16 protein-coding genes and 1 pseudogene are annotated in these 19550 nt (G+C 73.8%); 14 read left to right on the top strand and 3 right to left on the bottom strand.

Annotation, left to right across the window (positions count from 1 at the left end):
* Positions 1-185: 185 nt before the first annotated feature.
* The 6 genes from GA0115242_RS25895 to GA0115242_RS25870 all read left to right on the top strand — a co-directional run bounded on the left by GA0115242_RS25895 (position 186) and on the right by GA0115242_RS25870 (position 7068).
* The gene (locus tag GA0115242_RS25895; protein WP_093832508.1) at positions 186-1076 is read left to right on the top strand and encodes an SAM-dependent methyltransferase; all 891 of its coding nucleotides are present in this window, start codon (positions 186-188) and stop codon (positions 1074-1076) included.
* Positions 1073-2179, top strand: a complete 1107-nt coding sequence (locus tag GA0115242_RS25890; protein WP_093832506.1) for a polyprenyl synthetase family protein — start codon at positions 1073-1075, stop codon at positions 2177-2179. Before GA0115242_RS25895 ends, GA0115242_RS25890 begins: the two co-directional genes overlap by 4 nt.
* Entirely contained in the window at positions 2148-2990 is an 843-nt protein-coding gene (locus tag GA0115242_RS25885; protein WP_093832504.1) for a TauD/TfdA dioxygenase family protein, read from the top strand. The genes GA0115242_RS25890 and GA0115242_RS25885 overlap by 32 nt, the downstream gene beginning before the upstream one ends.
* Before the next feature lie 2 nt (positions 2991-2992).
* Positions 2993-4168 carry a thiamine pyrophosphate-dependent enzyme gene (locus GA0115242_RS25880; RefSeq protein WP_141721748.1) on the top strand — a complete coding sequence of 392 codons (1176 nt, stop codon included), beginning with the start codon at positions 2993-2995 and terminating at the stop codon, positions 4166-4168.
* The gene (aepX, locus tag GA0115242_RS25875) at positions 4165-5076 is read left to right on the top strand and encodes a phosphoenolpyruvate mutase (protein ID WP_093832500.1); all 912 of its coding nucleotides are present in this window, start codon (positions 4165-4167) and stop codon (positions 5074-5076) included. The genes GA0115242_RS25880 and aepX overlap by 4 nt, the downstream gene beginning before the upstream one ends.
* 402 nt (positions 5077-5478) lie before the next feature.
* Entirely contained in the window at positions 5479-7068 is a 1590-nt protein-coding gene (locus tag GA0115242_RS25870; RefSeq protein ID WP_093832498.1) for an MFS transporter, read from the top strand.
* Positions 7069-7083: 15 nt separating this feature from the next.
* On the opposite strand, the gene rox is transcribed toward GA0115242_RS25870, so the two are convergent.
* Both rox and GA0115242_RS25860 read right to left on the bottom strand, forming a co-directional pair.
* Positions 7084-8514, bottom strand: a complete 1431-nt coding sequence (rox, locus tag GA0115242_RS25865; protein WP_093832496.1) for a rifampin monooxygenase — start codon at positions 8512-8514, stop codon at positions 7084-7086.
* Positions 8515-8854: 340 nt separating this feature from the next.
* Positions 8855-9844 carry a glycoside hydrolase family 43 protein gene (locus GA0115242_RS25860; protein WP_093832542.1) on the bottom strand — a complete coding sequence of 330 codons (990 nt, stop codon included), beginning with the start codon at positions 9842-9844 and terminating at the stop codon, positions 8855-8857.
* 537 nt (positions 9845-10381) lie between these two features.
* Here GA0115242_RS25860 and GA0115242_RS25850 point away from each other — a divergent pair.
* The 7 genes from GA0115242_RS25850 to GA0115242_RS25825 all read left to right on the top strand — a co-directional run bounded on the left by GA0115242_RS25850 (position 10382) and on the right by GA0115242_RS25825 (position 17214).
* Entirely contained in the window at positions 10382-11257 is an 876-nt protein-coding gene (locus GA0115242_RS25850) for a glutathione S-transferase C-terminal domain-containing protein (RefSeq protein ID WP_093832492.1), read from the top strand.
* 503 nt (positions 11258-11760) lie between these two features.
* A complete protein-coding gene (locus tag GA0115242_RS25845; protein ID WP_093832491.1) occupies positions 11761-12741 on the top strand; it encodes an amino acid ABC transporter permease in 981 nt (326 codons plus the stop codon).
* Positions 12738-13523 (top strand): amino acid ABC transporter ATP-binding protein, encoded by a 786-nt coding sequence (locus GA0115242_RS25840; RefSeq protein ID WP_093832489.1) that lies wholly within the window; start codon positions 12738-12740, stop codon positions 13521-13523. Before GA0115242_RS25845 ends, GA0115242_RS25840 begins: the two co-directional genes overlap by 4 nt.
* A gap of 59 nt (positions 13524-13582) precedes the next feature.
* Positions 13583-14365, top strand: a complete 783-nt coding sequence (locus GA0115242_RS25835) for a GNAT family N-acetyltransferase (protein WP_093832487.1) — start codon at positions 13583-13585, stop codon at positions 14363-14365.
* Between the two features lie 49 nt (positions 14366-14414).
* Positions 14415-14525 carry a putative leader peptide gene (locus tag GA0115242_RS42555; protein WP_311638446.1) on the top strand — a complete coding sequence of 37 codons (111 nt, stop codon included), beginning with the start codon at positions 14415-14417 and terminating at the stop codon, positions 14523-14525.
* Positions 14526-14599: 74 nt separating this feature from the next.
* Positions 14600-15817, top strand: coding sequence for an LLM class flavin-dependent oxidoreductase (locus GA0115242_RS25830; RefSeq protein ID WP_093832485.1), 1218 nt, complete (start codon positions 14600-14602; stop codon positions 15815-15817).
* A gap of 20 nt (positions 15818-15837) precedes the next feature.
* Entirely contained in the window at positions 15838-17214 is a 1377-nt protein-coding gene (locus tag GA0115242_RS25825; RefSeq protein ID WP_093832483.1) for an NtaA/DmoA family FMN-dependent monooxygenase, read from the top strand.
* 217 nt (positions 17215-17431) lie between these two features.
* Here the strand turns inward: GA0115242_RS25825 and GA0115242_RS25820 are convergent, their stop codons facing one another.
* Entirely contained in the window at positions 17432-18517 is a 1086-nt protein-coding gene (locus GA0115242_RS25820; protein WP_093832480.1) for a beta-glucuronidase AbsR1, read from the bottom strand.
* Positions 18518-18588: 71 nt separating this feature from the next.
* Here GA0115242_RS25820 and GA0115242_RS25815 point away from each other — a divergent pair.
* A pseudogene (locus GA0115242_RS25815) lies at positions 18589-19550 on the top strand (hypothetical protein); the annotation flags it as partial.

Here is a 19550-nt window from a genome sequence, read left to right as displayed (position 1 = left end):
GGAAGACGACGGCGGGAACGGGACGGGACCACGCGCGCCCTTTCCGTCCCTCTCTCCGGAGCCCGGCCGGAAATCCGCCGTAACGACCCGGCCGGAAAACCACCGGCATCGTATTCCGGCCCCTGCCGACATCCGTCGGACACCCCGGAGACACAGGCATCACCTCACCACGACGAGGAACCGACATGAGAAAAGCGTCGCTGAACTCACCGGAGCCGGAACTGAACGCGCCGAATGGCGGCCCGGCCGTCATCGACACCGCGTACGAGCGGGAAGTCGCGCGGATGTACGACGAGAAACAGAACGATTTCAACCTGCTGCTCGGAAAGGACACGAACCTCGTCCACCACCATTTCGGGATCGGCGACTTCGACCGGTCGCCCGGCGCCCTCCGGGACGAGACGGAGATCCAGCGGCGGCTGCACGAGCTGGAGAACGCCCAGACCGAACGGCTGCTCGACCTGCTCGACGGACTGGGCCCCGAACACCGCGTCTTCGACGGCGGCTCCGGCCGCGGCGGCACCGCGTTCATGGCCCACGAACGCCTCGGCTGCTCCGTCGACGGCGCCACCATCTCCCGCTACCAGCGCGGGTTCGCCGAACGCGCCGCCCGTGAACGCGGCTGCGCCGACCGGGTGCGCTTCCACTTCATGAACATGCTGCGCACCGGCCTGCCCACCGCGACCGTCGACGCCGCCCTCACCAACGAGGTCACCATGTACGTCGCCGATCTCCGCCCGCTGTTCGCGGAGTTCGCCCGCATCGTCAAGCCGGGCGGCCGCTACGTCCTCGCCACCTGGGCCGTCGACGAGAGCGGCACCGGCGACGAGATCATCGCCGCGATCGACCGGCACTACGCCTGCACCATGCACACCCGCGGCGCCTACCTGCGCGCGCTGCTGGCCTCCGGGTTCGTGCCCTACCACGTCGCGCAGATGGACGAAGACGCCCTGCCCTACTGGGAGTTGCGCAGCCGCAGCGAGCACAGCGACACCATCGAGAAGCTGTTCATCGACGGCTACGACACCTCGTCCATCGCTTACCTCATGGTCGCCGCCGAACGGATCGGGCCATGAACCCCGACGCGTTACTGGCCCAGTTCGACGACGAACTCTTCGCCTTCCTGCACCGGGAGCGGCCCCGCTCCGAGACGTTCCGCCGGATGGTCGCCGACCACATGGACTGGCGCGCGTGGGACGACGGCCGCCCGACGGCCCCCGACGCCCGCGGCAAACGGGTCCGGCCCCTGCTGTCCCTGCTGACCGCGCGGGCGATCGGCGCCGACCACCACGCGGCGATACCCGCGGCCATCGCGGTGCAGCTCGTCCACGACTTCAGCATCATCCTCGACGACATCATGGACCGCGACCGCATCCGCAGGAACCGCCCCGCGCTCTGGGTCAGCCACGGCACCGGACACGCGATGACCGCCGCCGCCGGGATCTACGTCGTCGGCCTGGACGCGCTCCAGGACTATCCCGACCAGGGCCTCACCCACACCGCGACCCGGGACCTCACCAGGACGCTCCTGGAGTCCTGCCTGGAGATGGCCGACGCCCAGCACCTCGACCTGGACTGGGAACAGCGCTTCGACATCACCCTCGACGAGGTCAGGACGGTCGCCCTCGGCCGCTCCTGCCTGATCCGTTGCGGGATCGAACTCGCCGCCGCCGTCAGCACCCCGGACCGCGAGATCCGCGCCGCCTTCCGGGAGTTCGGCGCCCTCGTCGCCACCGCGTTCTCGATCGTCGACGACCACCGCGGCCTGTGGGGCAGCGAGGAACGCAACGGCAAACCCCTGCACAGCGACCTGCGCGGCCACAAGAAGACCTACCCGGTCGTCGCGGGCCAGTTGGCCTGCGCCCCCGCCGAGCGCAGCCGCCTGCGGGACCTGCTCGCCCACCCGGAACCGGGCGACCACGAGACCGCCGAGATCATGCGGCTGCTCGACGGGGCCGACGCCGCGGGTGCCACCCTGCGCGAGGTGGACCGGCTCCGCGCCCTCGCCGTCGAGCGGCTGCGCACCCCGCCGCTGACCCGCTGCGCGGTCGCCGACCTCGTCGACCTGACCCGGCGGCTGTTCGCCACCCCCGCCCCCGCCACAGCCCCCGCCCCTGCTCCCGCCTCCGCAGAAAGGAGGACCCCCCATGGCAACGCACCATCGGGTCAACGGCGTTGAGCCCCCCGTACCGCCGTTCGCCACCCTGCCCCCGCTCACGTCGGACCGGCTCGACGAAGCGGCCCCCGGCATCAAGGAGGCCTGGCTGCACCATCCGGTCCTGGTGTTCCACGGCTGCGACCTCACCCCCGAGGACCTCGTGCGGTTCGGCGCGATCTTCGGCACCCCGGTCCCGGTGCCGGTCCAGGAGGACGTCGTCGACACCACCGGGCTGCCGCCCGAGATCATGATCATCTCGAACATCGTCGAGAACGGCCGCCGCGTCGGCCACCTCGGCGGCGGCGACCTGAGCTGGCACACCGACATGTGCTACGTGCCCGAACCCGCCCTCGCCAGCGCCCTCTACGCCGTCGAGACCCCCGAGGCGGCCGGTGACACCTGGTTCCTCGACATGACCGCCGTCCACGACAGCCTGCCCGTCGCGCTGCGCGAACGGATCGCCCCGCTGTCCTGCAAGCACGACGACAGCCGCACCGCCGCGGGCGACCTGCGCCACGGCCGGACCCCCGTCCACGACGTCACCACCTCGTCGGGCGCCGTCCACCCCCTCGTGCGGATCCGCCCCGAGACCGGACGCAAGGCCCTCTACCTGGGCCGTCGGCTCCACGCCTACATCCCGGGCCTCTCCCTCGCCGAGTCCGACGCCCTCCTCGACGACCTCTGGCGCTACTGCGAGGACCCCGCCCCGTCCTGGCCGCACCGCTGGAGCCCCGGCGACCTCGTCGTCTGGGACAACCGCGTCATGATGCACCGCCGCGACGCGATCCCCGACGGCGCCCGCCGCCTCATGCACCGGATCCAGGCGAGGTGACCGTGAACGCGCCCGCCCCGCCCGGGGACGCCCCCGCCCTCGACCCCGACGTCGTCCTCGACACCCTGGTGGCCCACGGCTACCGCGAACTCGCCGTCGTCCCGTGCAGCTACCTCACCCCCCTGCTCGAACGGGCCGCCCGGCGCCCGGACATCGTCTACTTCCCGGCCACCTGCGAGGGCGAGGCGATCTCGGTCGCCGCCGGCGCCTGGCTGGCCGGGCGCCGCGTCGCCGTCGCGCTCCAGAACTCCGGGCTCGGCGACGCCCTCAACCCGCTCGCCTCCCTCTGCCTGCCCTACGGCATCCCGGTCCTGTTCCTGGTCTCCGTCCGCGGCGAGCCCGGCACCCGCGACGAACCCCACCACGACGTGATGGGCCGCACCACGGCCCGCATCCTCGACGACGTCGGCATCCGCCACGCCTGGCTGCCCGGCGACCCCGACGGGTTCCTCCGCGCGATCGAGGAGGCCGAGTGCGTCATGGCGGCCACCCGCAGGCCGTACTGCCTGCTGACCCGCAAGGGCTCCTTCCGCGACCTCACGGCCCCGGTGCCGCCCGCCCCCGCCGCACCGCGCCGACCGCCGTCCGCCGCACCGGCGTTGAGCCGCGCCGAGGCCATCAGACGGCTGCGCGAGCGACTGCCCGCGGACCAGGTGGTCATCACCACCACCGGACTCACCAGCCGCGAACTGTACGCGGCGGGCGACCGGCCGACCCACCTCTACCTCAGCGGCTCCATGGGCTGCGCCGGTGCCGTCGGACTGGGCCTGGCCCGCGCAGGACGGCGCCCGGTCGCGGTCCTCGACGGCGACGGAGCCGTCCTCATGCGGTTCGGCACCCTCGTCAGCGCGGCGGCCTCCGCGGTCCCCGGCTTCCTCCACGTCGTCTTCAACAACGGCTGCTACGACTCCACCGGCGGCCAGCCCGTCCAGGGCGCCGTGCCGTTCGCCGCGACCGCCGCGCTGCTCGGCTACGCCGCGACCGCCCGCTGCAACTCCCTCGCCGAACTCCAGTCCGCCTACGACACGTTGATGTCCCAGCCGGGGCCACGGCTGCTGGAGATCAAGGTGACCACCGACCCCGTCCCCGCGCCCCGGGTGCCGCTCGCCCTCCCCGAGATCGCGACCCGGCTGCGCGCCCTGCTCGACCCGCCCGCCGCCGCGGCGCCCGCCTCATGACCGCCACCGGCCGGACGGTCGGCAGGACCGCCGCGCTCCGGCACCTGCTGGAGCGCGCGGAGCTGACCTTCCTCATGGAGGCGCACAACGGCCTGTCGGCGAAGCTCGTCGAACAGGCCGGGTTCGAGGGCATCTGGGCCAGCGGCCTCTCCATCGCGGCGGCGCTGGGGGTCCGGGACAGCAACGAGGCGAGCTGGACCCAGGTCCTGGAGGTCGCCGAGTTCATGAGCGACGCGACCAGGATCCCGATCCTGCTCGACGGCGACACCGGCTACGGCAACTTCAACTCGGTCCGGCGCCTGGTCCGCAAGCTCGAACAGCGCGGCGTCGCCGGGGTCTGCGTCGAGGACAAGCTGTTCCCGAAGACGAACAGTTTCGTGCGCGGCGGCGCCCAACCACTGGCCGATGCCGAGGAGTTCGCAGGGAAGATCGGCGCCGCGAAGGCGTCGCAGCAGGACCAGGACTTCGTCGTCGTGGCCAGGACGGAGGCGCTGATCGCGGGCCTCGGGCTCGCCGAGGCGCTGCGCCGGGCCGAGTTGTACCGGCGCGCCGGAGCCGACGCGATCCTCGTCCACTCGGCCCGCGCCGACGCGGGCGAGGTCCGCGCGTTCAAGGCGGAGTGGGGGGACCGGCTGCCCGTCGTCATCGTGCCGACCGCCTACTACCGGACCCCCACCGAGGTCTTCGCCGAGGACGGCATCTCCACCGTCGTCTGGGCCAACCACCTGATGCGCTCGGCGCTGCGCGCCATGCAGATCACCGCGTCGACGATCTTCGCGGAACAGCACCTGCGGAACGTGGAGGGGACGGTGGCGCCGCTGGCCGAGGTCTTCGCGCTCCAGGGCGAGGACGAACTCGCCGAGGCGGAAGCGCGCTGGCTCCCCCGGCGCAACACCCCGAGCCGCTGAAGGGGGGAGCGGCGGGCGGGTGTGAGGGCGTGCGGGACAGGGCGGAGGCGCGCAGGAGAAGGCGGAGGTGCGCGCCGGGGGAGTGCGCGGAGCGCGAGGTGTGTCGGTGGGGGATGGCGGTGTTGCCGGGGAGGGGTGCGATTCGGTACATAAGGACGCGCGGGTCGGTGTGTGCCGTGACGCGCGGGCGGCCCGGACCGCCCCCGAAACCCGCTCCCGCCCCCGAAACCCGCTCCCGGAACCCGCTCCCGCCCCGAAACCCGCTCCCGGAACCCGCTCCCGCCCCCGGAACCCGCTCCCGCCCCCGGAACCCGCTCCCGCCCCCGGAATCCGCTCCCGTCACCGTCACCGCCCGTCGAGCCTCCCCACCCCTCGCCCCCGTCCCCGAGAGGACCCAGGACCGTGAGCGCATCCGTCCCCGCCGCGCCCGACCTGCCGCAGCGGACGTCCGAGGAGACCGGCCGTGAATCCCGCCACACCCTGGTCCTCGCCGTCGTCCTGTCCGCGGTGCTGCTGGTGTCGATGGACAACTCCATCCTCAACGTCGCCCTGAAGACCCTCGCCGAGCCCGCCCCCGTCGGACTCGGCGCGGACCACGGCCAGTTGCAGTGGGCCGTCGACTCCTACACGCTCACCTACGCCGCTCTCCTGCTGGGCTCGGGGCTGCTGGGCGACCGGGTCGGCCACCGGAGGCCGCTCCTGGCGGGCATCGCCCTGTTCGGCGTCGCCTCCGCGCTGTCGGCGTGGGCCATGACCCCGGAGCAACTCATCGCCCTGCGCGCCCTGATGGGGGCGGCCGGGGCGCTCATCATGCCCGCGACCCTGGCCGTCGTCTCCGCGGTCTTCCCCGGCGAGCGGCGCACCAGGGCGCTGGGCGTGTGGACCGCGGTGGTCGGAGTGGCCGTCGCCCTCGGCCCGATCATCGGGGGCGCGCTGCTGGAGCGGTTCTGGTGGGGGTCGGTGTTCCTGGTCAACGTGCCCGTCGTCCTCGTCACCCTGGTCGCGATGTTCTTCGTCGTGCCGGACACCCGCGGCCCCGCCGCCGCCCCGGCCCGCCGCACGGACCTGCCGGGCATCGCCCTCTCGGGACTCGGTCTGCTCGGCGTGGTCTACGGGGTGATCCGGGCCGGTGAGCTGAACGACTGGACGGACCGGGACGCGGTGCTGCCGCTCGCCGCGGGCCTCGCGCTGCTCGTCGCGTTCGTCCTGTGGGAGCGGCGCGTGCCCCGGCCGGCGCTGGACGTGCGGTACTTCAGGGAGCGCGGGTTCGCGGCGGCGGCGACCTCGCTCGGGGTGCTCTACTTCACGCTGGTCGGCGGCACCTTCGTCATCACTTTCTACCTCCAGAGCGTGCGCGGCTACGGTCCGCTGGCGACCGGCGTGTGCGTGCTGCCGCTGGCGGCCTCCCTGATCATCTTCGCGCCGCGGGTGCAGCGGCTCGTCACCCGGTTCGGGGTGCGGGCCGTCTGCACCGGCGGCCTCGCGGTGATGGCGGCCGGTCTGCTCGGCCTCGCGACGGTCGACCGGTCCACGCCGGTCTGGGTCTTCGAGGCGTACCTGTTCGTGTTCGGCGCGGGGACCGCGCATGTGCACCCGCCGTCGACCGGGGCGATCGTGGCCGCGCTGCCCGCCGCGGAGTCCGGCGCGGCCTCCGCGGTGAACAACACCTTCCGCCAGGTCGGCGCCTCGCTCGGGGCCGCCGTCCTCGGTTCCGTGCTCAACGCGGCCTACCGGTCCCGGATCGGCCCGGCGGTCGACGGCCTCGGCCCGGAACGCGAGGGGCGCGCGAACGGATCGGTGGCGGGCACCCTCCAGGTGGCGCGGGACCTCGCGGCCGACGGCCGGGGAGCGCGGGCCCACCTGGTGGCGCGGGCGGCCCACGACGGGTTCGCGCAGGCCATGCGGATCACCTGGGTGACGGCCGCGGCCGTGGTCCTGGTCACGACGGTGGTGGTGTGCGCGGTGCTGCCGGGGCCGGCCGACGACGCGTGAGCCCCGGTGTCTCCGTCACTTCCCGGTGCCGAACCAGGCGGTGAGGGCGTCGACGAGCCCCGGTTGCCCGTCCCCGACCCACGCGATGTGGCCGTCGGGGCGCAACAGCAGGGCGGGGGCGTCCAGTTCCTCCTCCGCGACGGGATCGACGACGTGGTCGACCCGGTCGGCCCAGCCGGACACCGAGAGCCGCCCGGTGCGGTCGAGCAGCAACCCCCGCCCCTCGTGCAGGAGTTCGTAGAGGCGGCCGTCCTTCAGACGCAGGTCGCGCAGGCGCCGGCCGAGGAGGTCGTGGCCCTCGCCGAGGTCGTAGCGGACCCCGACGGCGGTGATCATCCCGGTGACGTACGCGTTCACCTCGTCGAAGTCCATCAGCCGGGACAGCAGCCCGCGCAGCGCCACCGCACCCGGGTCGGAGCCCAACAGGGTCATCTGGGCCCGGGTGTTGTCGAGCACCCGCGCGCCGACCGGGTGCCGCTCGGCGTGGTAGCTGTCGAGCAGGCCGGGCGGCGCCCAGCCGACGACCGCGGCGGCCAGCTTCCAGCCGAGGTTGAACGCGTCCTGGACACCGAGGTTGAGGCCCTGTCCGCCGGTCGGCGGGTGGACGTGCGCCGCGTCGCCCGCCAGGAACACCCGGCCCACCCTGTAGTGCTCGGCCTGCCGGGTGGCGTCGCCGAACCGGGAGAGCCAGCGCGGCGCGCGGGCCCCGAAGTCGGTGCCGGAGAACGCCCGGAGCTGCCGCCGGAAGTCGTCGAGGGTGGGCGGGGCCGCACGGTCCTCGGCGACCCCGTCCGCGGCCACCACGACTCGGTACACACCGTCCCCGAGGGGCATGGCGCCGAAGCGCAGCTGGGTCTTCCTGACCTCCTCGCCGACGGCGGCGATGGTCGCCGGGTCCTCGGTCAGCTCCATCTCGCCGAGCAGCGTCTCGACCTTGGCGGGCTCGCCGGGGAAGCCGACACCGAGCAGCGTGCGCACCGTGCTGCGGGAGCCGTCGCACCCGACGGCCCAGCGGGAGCGCAGCACGCCGCCGTCCGCCAGCTCGACGGTCACGCCGTCGTCGTCCTGGCGCAGCCCGGTGACCTGGTGGCCGCGCCGGATGTCGGTGCCGAGTTCGAGGGCGCGCTCCTCCAGCAGCCGTTCGGTGACCGGCTGCTGGGTGGCGAGGCCGTAGGGGTGCGCGGTGTCCAGGTGCTCGGGCCACGGCTTGTGGACGCCGCCGAAGAACCCGCCCGTCTGGAACTTCGTGCTCACCGCGAGGAAGCGGTCCAGCAGGCCGCGCTGGTCCATGATCTCGACGCTGCGGGTGTGCAGTCCCTGCCCGCGCGACTGCCCGGTCCGCTCGGTCAGCCGCTCCAGCACGACCACCTCCACGCCGTGCAGCCGCAGCTCGGACGCCAGCATCAGGCCGGTCGGCCCACCGCCGACCACGATCACGTCAATCATCACTACGCCCATTCACCGAGATCCGGGGTTCCGGCCGGTCCCCGCGCGCGGTCCTGTCCCGCGGACGCCCGTACGGCAGGGTCCGCGCGGCACCGATCTGCGCGGGTTCCGGCTTCGAGGGGCGATTTTGCGGCACATGGGGGGCCTTGCCGCAAGGCCCCCCATGCGCTATACCTTGAGTACGGCAGGGAGAGTGATTCTCCTTGCCTTTCGTGTGTCCGCCCCCTCTTCGGCGGCGATGACGGCCGCGCCCCCTCCTGCGGGACGCGGGCGGCCACGGGGAGTGCGGGCGCGGTGACCGCCGGTCGCGCCTCCCGCCCGGACACCGCTCGGACGGTGCTCAGCCGCCCCCGTCCAGATCGTCCCGGCGACGCGCCACCCGCAGGCCGTCGGCGGTGAACTCCATGCCGTACAGCTTCCCCCGGGCGTTCTCGAACGGGCGGTGGACGATGAGCGTCAGCTCGCCCTCGAAGGTGCGGAACAGCATGCCGTGGCCGCTGTCCTCCCGCAGCAGGGGGCGCCGCTGCCGCCACGGGCCGCGCAGCCCACCGGACTCCGAGACCGCGTACGTCTGCACGTAGCCGCCGCTCAGGCTGCCCCCGGGACCCGCCGTGTCCTTCTCGTACGTCGACCAGAGCAGGACCAGGAGACCGCCGGGGGAGCGGTACAGCTGGGGCCCGTCGGTCACGTACGGCGGGAGCTGGTGCGGGACACCGGCCGGTATCCGCTCGCCGAGCCAGGACGCGTCCGAGCCCTTGAAGAGGTACACCGGGTCGCCGACCGCGCGGGACAGGTCGTCCGGATCGAGACGCACCGCCTCCATGGTGCCGTCGACGGTCTGGAGCCACTCGTGCGCGTACACCATCCACGGCGCGCCCTCGGGATCGACGTACAGCGTGCCGTCGAGAGTCATCAAGTGGGCCGGGGGAGTGGGGCGTTCGGGGGAGAGCACGGTGAACGGGCCGAGCGGCGAGCGGGACACGGCGGTGATCGTGCCGCGCGCGTGGGCCGGCAGCCGGAACGGGACGCCCCAGCGGTCCTGCGGTCCCACCGGCAGCGGCCGCCGTTCGTCGTGCACGGTCGTGAACAGGTGGTACCGGCCACGCCACTTGTGCACCTCGGGGGCCCAACCGCCGTCCGCCGCCCAGACGCCGTCCTGCTCCGACACCAGGAACACCACCACGGGCGGCGCCCAGTCCCGCAGGTCGCGGCTGCGGTAGACCATCGTCCCGACGCCCTCGACCCCCGACACCGAGGGCTCGTTGGACGTGTAGAGGTAGTAGGTGCGGGTCTCCTCGTCGGCGACCACGAACGGGTCGTGCAGAGGCATGTCGGGGAGACGCAGGGAGTGTTCGGTCGTCCGTCCGTTCTCGGCCACACCCCGAGCCTACGACCGCGCCCCACCCGCCCGCGCCCGCCCGCGCCCGCTCGCGCGCTCTCGACCACCCGCGCCCGCCCGCCCACTCCCGCTCGCGCGCCCCCGACCACCCGCGCCCGCACGCGCGCCCCCACCCGCACGAATCCCCCGTCCCCCACCCGTCCGCGCGCCCCCGCGGCCACCCACTGGACGCCCCCTTGACGCCGTCCCCACCCGGGCCGACACTCCAGATGGGAATCCTAGTGAACAGGTAGGGAAACATGAGGCGCCTTGAGCCGGCCGTCGACGGTGTGAGCCGCACACCCCGACCGTCGCTGCTGACCTCCCGCCTGCACATCGATCTGCTGCGCGTCTGCAGCGCGATCGACCCCCTGGCCTGAGCCCCCGCCCACCCCCGCGCCCCCGCAGCCGCGGGCGCGGGTGGACCCGGCTCCGTTGTCCGACGTCGCTTCCGCGCGCGCACGTCCGCGCCCGCCCCCGGGGAGATCCATGACCGTCACACCGCTGACCAGCCACGCCACCGTCCACACCGGCGCGGGAACCGCCCCCGCCTTCCGCGGCCGCATCGGGCGGGACGCGCGCAGCGGGCACTACGCCGTGCCCGGCCGCTACCGGCTGCACCTGTCCACCGCCTGTCCCGACGGCCTCCGCATCGCCGTCGTGCACAGCCTGCTCGGCCTCGGCACCGACTGTCCGGTCACCTTCCTGCCCGCCGTCCCCGACGACCCCGAGCGCGGCCACGCCGTCCTGCGCCCGCTCTACGAGGCCAGCGCCCACCGCTACCCGGGACCCGCCCTCGGGCCCGTGCTGAGCGACGCCTGGTCCGGGCGGATCGTCAGCACCCACGCCCCCGACATCACCCGCGACCTCTCCCGCCTCGGCGGCACCGGACCCGCCCCCTACCCGCACGGCGCCGACTCGGAGATCGAGGCCGTCGAGCGGATGTGCCGGCAGGGCGTGGACGAGGCGGCGCAGCGGGCCGGGGCCGCCCAGGGGGAGCAGGACGACCGGGACGACGCGCTCGACACCCTGCTGGAGACCCTCGGCGCCCTCGACCGCTGGCTCGACGGCCGCGCGTACATGCTCAGGGAGCACCTCACCGCCGCGGACGCCGAGGTCTGGACGACCCTGGTCCACCTCGACACCGTGCACCGCCAGCACCTCGACGCCACCGCCGTCCACCGCATCGCCGACCACCCCGCCCTCTGGTCCTACGCCCGCCGGATCACCGCCCACCCGGCCTTCGGCACCCACCTCGACCTGGACGGCGTCGAACGCCGGCACCGCGCCCGCTGCCGCGGACTCGAATCCGCGGGCGCGGCCGTCCGCATCCTCGACTGGCCCGCGCACACCGTCCGCCCGTGACGAAGGTCCAGCACCTGGACCGGCGTTGACATCCGTTGCGACCCTGTCTTTACTTACGGCCCGGAACGGTCCGGGTGACCGGCGACCGGCCCGGCCGCAGCGGCGGCGGGGCGCCCGCCAGGCCCCGGACCCGACGACCTGACGACGTTCTCGGCGGAGCGCGCAACCCCTCGGGGACCGCACAGTGACGGGTGGACGCCATGTACGCAGCTCCTCGGACGGCCTCGCGCCGCTTTCCGGGCTGCGTACGCCCGCACGCCGAACCGCTCGTCGCCGACCGCTCCGTCGACCTGCTCCGCGTGAACAGCGCACTGTGTACCGCACCGGGCCGCGCCCGCTGCCGGGGCTGACCGCCGCCCCGCTCCCGCGCACCTGACGAACACCGGCTCCCCGGTGTCCCGTTCCCCTCCCGCCCCCGGTCCCGCCGCACCCGCGCCCGCCCGCGTCACACCGTGCCCGCGCACCGCCGCCGCCCGGGGCATCCGACTCCGCCGGAGCCCGCCATGAGTGAACCCCCAGGCGCCGCCGTGTCCCTCGCCGAGGCACCGGCGGCCGACACCCCGCCACCACCCCTCACCGCCCAGCGCGTCGTGCCGCTGCGCAGGCCGGGGCGGTGGATCGCCACCGCCGTCGTCCTCGTCCTGGTGGCGCAGTTCGCCCACGGACTCGCCACCAACCCCTTCTACCAGTGGGACCGCTTCGGCTACTGGTTCCTGCGCCCCACGATCCTCGACGGGCTGGTCATCACCCTCGAAGTCACCCTCTACAGCGCGGCGTTGGGCCTCCTCGGCGGCATCCTGCTGGCCCTCGCCCGGCTGTCGCGGAGCCCGGTGCTGCGCGCCGTGAGCTGGACCTACGTCTGGGCGCTGCGCTCGATCCCGCTCATCGTGGTGCTGATCTTCCTCTACAACTTCAGTGCCCTGTACCGGACGTTGAGCGTCGGCGTCCCCTTCGGGCCCGCCTTCTTCTCCTTCGACGAGTCGAGGCTCGCCACCGACATGGTCGTCGCCGTCGTCGGGCTCAGCCTCAACGAGGCCGCCTACGCCGCCGAAGTGGTCCGCGGCGGCATCCTCTCCGTCGACCAGGGCCAGCACGAGGCGGCCTCCGCGCTCGGGCTGCCCAAGCGGTACCAGTTCACCAGGATCGTCCTGCCGCAGGCCCTGCGCTCCATCACCCCGAACTACGTCAACCAGCTCATCGGCCTGGTCAAGAGCACCTCGCTGGTCTTCTACGTCTCGCTGCTCGACCTCTTCGGGACCGTCCAGACGATGGGCTCCACCTACCCGGGCGACATCGTGCCGCTGCTCCTCGTGGTCACCGTCTGGTACCTCGTCCTCACCAGCCTGGTCTCCGTCGCCCAGTTCTACGTCGAACGGCACTACGCCAGGGGCGCCACCAGGTCCCTGCCGCCGACGCCGGTCCAGAAGCTCCGCTCAGCTCTGAAGGAGCTGCGCCTGCGCGCACGCCGGGAGGCCGCCGTATGACCGCGTCCGTCCCGGCCGTGACCCCGGCCGCCGTCGAGGTGCACGGCGTCCACAAGTGGTACGGCCCGCTGCGGGTCCTGGAGGGCGTCGACCTGACCGTGCGCCCCGGCGAGGTCACCGTCGTCCTCGGCCCGTCCGGGTCGGGCAAGTCCACGCTGCTCAGGGTCATCAACCACCTGGAGAAGCCGGAGATCGGGTACGTCAGTGTCAACGGCGAGCTGATCGGCGTGCGCCGCCAGGGGGACCGGCTGAAGGAGCTGAGCGAGCGCGCCATCCTCACCCAGCGCTCCCGGATCGGCTTCGTCTTCCAGAACTTCAACCTCTTCCCGCACCTGACCGTCCTGGACAACGTGGCCGCCGCCCCCGTCGCCACCGGCAGGCTTGCCAAGCCCGAGGCGCTGGCCCTCGCCCGCGAACTCCTCGACCGGGTCGGCCTCGCGGACCGCGCGGGCGCCTACCCGAGGCAGCTCTCCGGCGGCCAGCAGCAGCGCGTCGCCATCGCCCGCGCGCTCGCCCTGCGCCCCGGCGTCATCCTCTTCGACGAACCGACCTCCGCGCTCGACCCCGAGCTGGTCGGCGAGGTCCTCGCCGTCATCAAGGACCTGGCGACCAGCGGCACCACCCTGGTGATCGTCACCCACGAGGTGGGGTTCGCCCGCGAGGTCGCCGACCGGGTCGTCTTCATCGACGGCGGCCGGATCGTCGAACAGGGCCCGCCGTCCGAGGTCCTCGACCACCCGCGGCACGAACGGACCCGGGACTTCCTGAGCAAGGTCCTGTGACCACCGCGCCACCCCGCCCCGCCCGCCGCCACCGCTCACCCGCCCCGGAGACCCGCCCGATGCCCACCGCCCCCGCCCCCGCCGCTGACCTGGACGGCACTCCCGCCGGTCAGGACCACCCCCTCGACAACCCCGCCTGGGCCGCGCTCACCGGGCCGCACGCGGGCTTCGCCGAACGGGTCGGCCGCGCCGCCCGCTACCCCGCCGACGTCGCGGCCTTCCACGCCGTCTCCGATCCCGCCGACCCCCGCGCCTGGGCCGACCTGGCGGCACTCGTCGGACCCGGCGGCACCGCCTCCGTGCGCGGGGTGCGCGGCGGCCCCGACGGCTGGGAGACCGTACGGACCGGGTACGGCGTCCAGCTCGTCGACACCGCATTGCGGGCCGAGGACGACCCCGGGGCCGTCCGCCTCGGACCCGACGACGTGCCCGAGATCCTCGACCTCGTGGCCCGCACCGAACCCGGCCCCTACCTGCCCCGCACCGTCGAACTGGGCACCTACCTCGGCATCCGGCGCGACGGGCGGCTGGTCGCGCTGGCCGGGGAACGGCTGCGCCCGCCCGGCTGGACCGAGATCAGCGCCGTCTGCACCGACCCGGCCCACCGCGGCCAGGGCCTGGCCACCCGTCTGGTGCGGGCGGTCGCCGCGGGCGTCAGGGCGCGCGGCGAGCGGCCGTTCCTGCACGCGGCGGCCGACAACACCGACGCGATCCGGCTCTACGAGTCGATCGGCTTCACCCTCCGCCGCCGCACCGTCTTCACCCGGGTCCGCCGCACCGGAACCGCGCCCTCCGCGCACCCCGGGGCGATCCGGGCCGCCGCGCCGGAAGAAACCGCGTAGCCGTGCGGTTGTCCCAGGCGACGGCGGCCGAGCGGACGGAGGGCGGAGCGTGACACGCGACCTGTGCGTCCGCGCCCTCGACCCGCGCCGTCCCGTGCGCCTCACCACCCGGCCGCACATCGACCTCCAGCGCGTCTGCGGCGCGCTCTGTTGCTCCTGACCCGTTGCCCCAGCCGCCGCGCGCCCGCCCCAGCGGCCCGGTGATCTCGTACGGACCTCCAGGAAGGCACCCTCGTGTCCCCGACCCCCTCGTCGCCCGCGGCCTCTTCGACGGCCGCCACCCCCCTGCACCTCGCCGTCGCCCTCGACGGCACCGGCTGGCACCCCGCCTCCTGGCGCGAGCCGGTGGCCAGGCCGCGTGACCTGTTCACCGCCGGATACTGGGCCGACCTCGTCGCCGAGGCCGAGCGCGGACTGCTCGACTTCGTGACCATCGAGGACGGCCTCGGCCTCCAGTCCTCCCGCTACGGCGAGCCCGACGGCCGCACCGACCAGGTCCGCGGCCGCCTCGACGCCGTCCTGATCGCCTCCCGCGTCGCGCCCCTCACCCGGCACATCGGTCTGGTGCCGACCGTGGTCACCACGCACACCGAGCCGTTCCACCTCTCCAAGGCGATCGCCACCCTCGACTACGTGAGCACCGGACGCGCCGGACTGCGCGCCCAGATCACCGCCCGCCCCTTCGAGGCCGACCACTTCGGCCGCCGGGTGATCCCGCCCTTCGAGGACCACGGCAGCCCCGCCGTCACCGCGCTCCTGGAGGAGGCGGCCGACTGGATCGAGGTCGTGCGGCGCCTGTGGGACAGCTGGGAGGACGACGCGGAGATCAGGGACGTCGCCACCGGCCGCTTCGTCGACCGCGCCAAGCTCCACTACATCGACTTCGAGGGCGCCCACTTCAGCGTCAAGGGCCCCTCGATCACCCCGCGCCCGCCGCAGGGCCAGCCGCTCGTCACCGCGCTGGCCCACCAGAGCGCCCCCTACCGGCTGGTGGGACGCCAGGCCGACGTCGGATACGTCACCCCGCACGACACCGGCCAGGCCCGCGCCTCCGTCGCCGAGATCCGCGCCGAGCAGGAACGCGCCGGCCGCGCCGACCAACCCCTGCACGTCTTCGGCGACCTGACCGTCTTCCTCGACGACGACGCGGCCGCCGCCGAGGACCGCCGCGGCCGCCTCGACGCCCTGGCCGGTGAGCCGTACACCGGCGACGCGCGCGTCTTCACCGGGACGGCCACCCAACTCGCCGACCTGCTTCAAGAGTTCGCGGAGACCGGCCTCAGCGGCTTCAGGCTGCGGCCCGCCGTCGCCGGACACGACCTGCCCGCCGTCACCCGCGCCCTGGTCCCCGAACTCCAGCGCAGGGGCGTCTTCCGCACCGCGTACCGGGCCGACACCCTGCGCGGGAACCTGGGGCTCGACCGGCCCGCCAACCGCTACGCCGCCGTCTGAGCCGGAAGGACCGCACCGACATGAGCAAGCCGCTGAAGCAGATCCATCTGGCCGCGCACTTCCCGGGCGCCAACAACACCACCGTGTGGAGCGACCCCGCGGCCGGGAGCCACATCGAGTTCTCGTCCTTCGCCCACTTCGCGCGCACCGCCGAACGCGCCAAGTTCGACTTCCTGTTCCTCGCCGAGGGGCTGCGCCTGCGCGAACAGGGCGGTCGGATCTACGACCTGGACGTCGTCGGCCGACCCGACACCTTCACCGTGCTGGCCGCGCTCGCCGCGGTCACCGAACGCCTCGGCCTGACCGGCACCATCAACTCCACCTTCAACGAGCCCTACGAGGTGGCCCGGCAGTTCGCCAGCCTCGACCACCTCTCCGGCGGACGCTCCGCCTGGAACGTCGTCACCTCCTGGGACGCCTTCACCGGCGAGAACTTCCGGCGCGGAGGCTTCCTCCCGCAGGAGCACCGCTACTCCCGCGCCAAGGAGTTCCTCGCCACCGTCCACGAACTCGTCGACTCCTGGCACGGCGACGAGATCCTCGCCGACCCGGACACCGGCGCCTTCCTGCGCGACGCCAAGGCAGGATCGTTCGTCCACACCGGACAGCACTTCGACATCCACGGGCAGTTCAACGTCCCGCGCTCCCCGCAGGGCCGCCCGGTGATCTTCCAGGCCGGTGACTCCGACGAGGGCCGCGAGTTCGCCGCCGCAGGCGCCGACGCCATCTTCAGCCGGTACGCCACCCTCGACGCGGGGCAGGCGTTCTACACCGACGTCAAGAACCGGCTCGCCAAGTACGGCCGACGCAAAGACCAGTTGCTGATCCTGCCCGCCGCCAGCTTCGTGCTCGCCGACACCGACGCGGAGGCCGAGGACCTGGCGAAGCAGGTGCGCAGGCAGCAGGTCAGCGGCGCCACCGCCCTCAAGCACCTGGAGTTCGTCTGGAACCGCGACCTGTCCGGCTACGACCCGGACGGACCGCTGCCCGACATCGACCCGGACCTGGGGGAGAGCCACATCGCGCGCGGCCGGGCCCAGGTGCGGATGTACCGGGACCCGCTGGCCACCGCCCGCGAGTGGCGCGAACTGGCCGCCGCCCGGGGCTGGTCCATCCGCGACCTCGTCATCGAGACCGGCAACCGGCAGAACTTCGTCGGCTCACCCCGGACCGTCGCGCGGACCATCAACGAGTACGTCCAGGCGGACGCCAGCGACGGGTTCATCCTCGTCCCGCACATCACCCCGACCGGACTGGACGCCTTCGCCGACACCGTCGTCCCGCTCCTTCAGGAACAGGGCGTCTTCCGCGCCGACTACGAGGGCACCACCCTCCGCGACCACCTGGGCCTCGCCCACCCGGACACCGTCCCCGCGGACCGGGCGGCGGCCTCCTGACGACCTGAGCGGCCCGTCGGACCCGAAGGGGCCCGGACGGACCCGAAAAGGCCCGGTCGCGTCCGCGGGGGCCCGGTCGGACCCCCTCGACCCGGCCGGGCCCCCGGCGGACATGAGACCGGGAGACGCTGGACCCTCCCCCGAAGGCAACGTCTCCCGGTCATCCCCCCGGTGCCGGACCTTCGGCCCGGCCGACCGCGCGGTGCGGTGCGCGCTGTTACCAGCACATCACCGCTGTCTCCCCCGGACCCCACGCGGAGTACAGACGAACCCGGACGTAGTAGCGACGGCCCTTCACCAGCCGGGCCCTGATCGTCGCGTTGTGCCGGCTTCCCCCGTCGTCATGGCCCCCGAGGTAACGGGCTTCCCCGTCCCGCTCCTCGAAGACCACCAGCACACCGTCGCTCTCCCCGAACGTGCCCACCGTGAAGTCACGCGTCTCCGGTGGTTCGACCACGAAGTCCGCCTGCTCGCCCGGACCGAGGCCGAGCGGCACCGACCGGAACGGCACCAGGTCCGGCAGCCGCCCCGCGGCGGCCGGCGGATACCAGCGCAGGGCGAACTCCTTGTCCGCAGGAGAGAGCGACCCGGGCGGATGAAGCCCGGCCCGCAACTGCTCCGGCTCCAGGATCAACCCCGCCGGGAACGGATACTCCATGATCGACTGCGGGTCCCAGACGGAGCCGTTGGCCTCGTCCGGGTCCAGCTTGCGCAGGATGTTCGCGAACGTCCGCTCCCGGCCCCAGAAGTTCGGCGGGCCCGCCAGTTCGGCGTAGACGGCCTCGTCGTCCCAGTGGATGCCGGCGAACGGACTCTGGTGCTCGTGCAGCATGCCGAGCGCGTGTCCGATCTCGTGCAGGACGATCCCGCGCCCCCCAGGCACGGTCACGTCCCAGCCGATGTTCATCGTGCGCTCGTGCACACCGACCTGGAGGGCGTCCCTGCCGACCGCCGACCAGGATCCGTCACCCTGCTGGAAGCCGATGCGCAGCTCCGCCTCCGAGCGGTCCCCGACCTCGACGAACGTGACGCCGAGGCCCAGGTCCCCCCACTCCCGGAAACAGTCGCGCACGACCTCCCGCTGCTCCTTCGCCCCCACCCACGACACCCGCCGGACCGAGCCCGTCCCCGGCACGGGGATGACCGATCCGTCGGCGTCGCCGTCGAAGAAGCAGTAGTGCAGCACGGTGCCGTTGACCCACATCCGGCTTCCGCCGATGAGCGCACCGCGCCGCTCAGCGGTCAGCCCCGGCGCGAACGCGGGGACCGACTGCTGCGCGAGGGAGCAGTAGCGTCCGGTCATGGGCACAGCCTGCCCGAACGGCCCACCCGGGCGCCTGAGTCGGGATCTACTCAAGTCACCCTGTATCAGGGATGAGTACTCGCGCTCATACTCCCGTGACGACTTTCGAACGCGAAGCGAAGACCCTCGAACTGCCCTGGCCGTTCACCGCACGGGAGGACGAACTGGAGCTGGTCCGCCGGTCCCTGACCGCGGGCGCGCAGGGCATCCTGGTGACCGGACCCGCGGGCTGCGGGAAGACCCGGCTGGTCACCGAGGCCGTGCGGGGCTCCGACCGGGCCAGGGTCGCGGGCACGCCCGGGACCCGCGACCTCCCCTTCGCCGCGTTCGCGCACCTCCTGCCCGAGACGCTCTCCCTGCACCGGGCCGTCCAACTCCTGTCCGCCGTACGCCTGCTGGTCGTCGACGACGCCCATCTCCTCGACGACGCCTCGGCCGCCCTCGTGCACCAGCTCGCCGTCCACGGCCGCACCCGGCTGCTGGTCGTCGCGGCGGACGGCGCCCCGCTGCCCGGCGCGATCGCCCGGCTGTGGACCGGCGAGCTGCTGCCCCGCCTCGCCCTGGAACCGCTGGCCCGCGAGGCCGTCGGGGACCTGCTCACGGCGGGCCTCGGCGGCGCCCCCGAGCCGCTCACCCTGAACCGGCTGCACCGCCTGTCCCGGGGCGACCTGCGGCTGCTGCGCGACCTGGTCACCGCCGCCCGGGACGACGGCGCCCTGGAACGGCGGCCGGACACCGGCGCCTGGGCCTGGCGCGGCCCGCTGCCGCTCACCGCGGCCGTCCGCGCGCACGCCGCGCGCGTGCTGGAGCGCACCGACCCCGAGGAGCGCGAGACCCTCGACCGGCTGGCGTTCGCCGAGCCCCAGCCGTCCGGCGCCGACGGGCTCGACCTGCGCGTCCTGGAGCGCCTGGAGGCCGACGGCCTGGTCGGCATCGACGACACGGGCGCCGTCCGCCTCACCCACCCGCTGCACGGCCCCGCCCTGCGCGCGGCGGCGGGACGGCTGCGGGCGCGTCGGCTGGAACGCGCCCC

Source organism: Streptomyces sp. SolWspMP-5a-2 (assembly GCF_900091845.1).
Taxonomy (GTDB): domain Bacteria; phylum Actinomycetota; class Actinomycetes; order Streptomycetales; family Streptomycetaceae; genus Streptomyces; species Streptomyces doudnae.
Note: the sequence above shows the minus strand (reverse complement) of the source record. Positions and strands in the feature narration are given on the sequence as shown.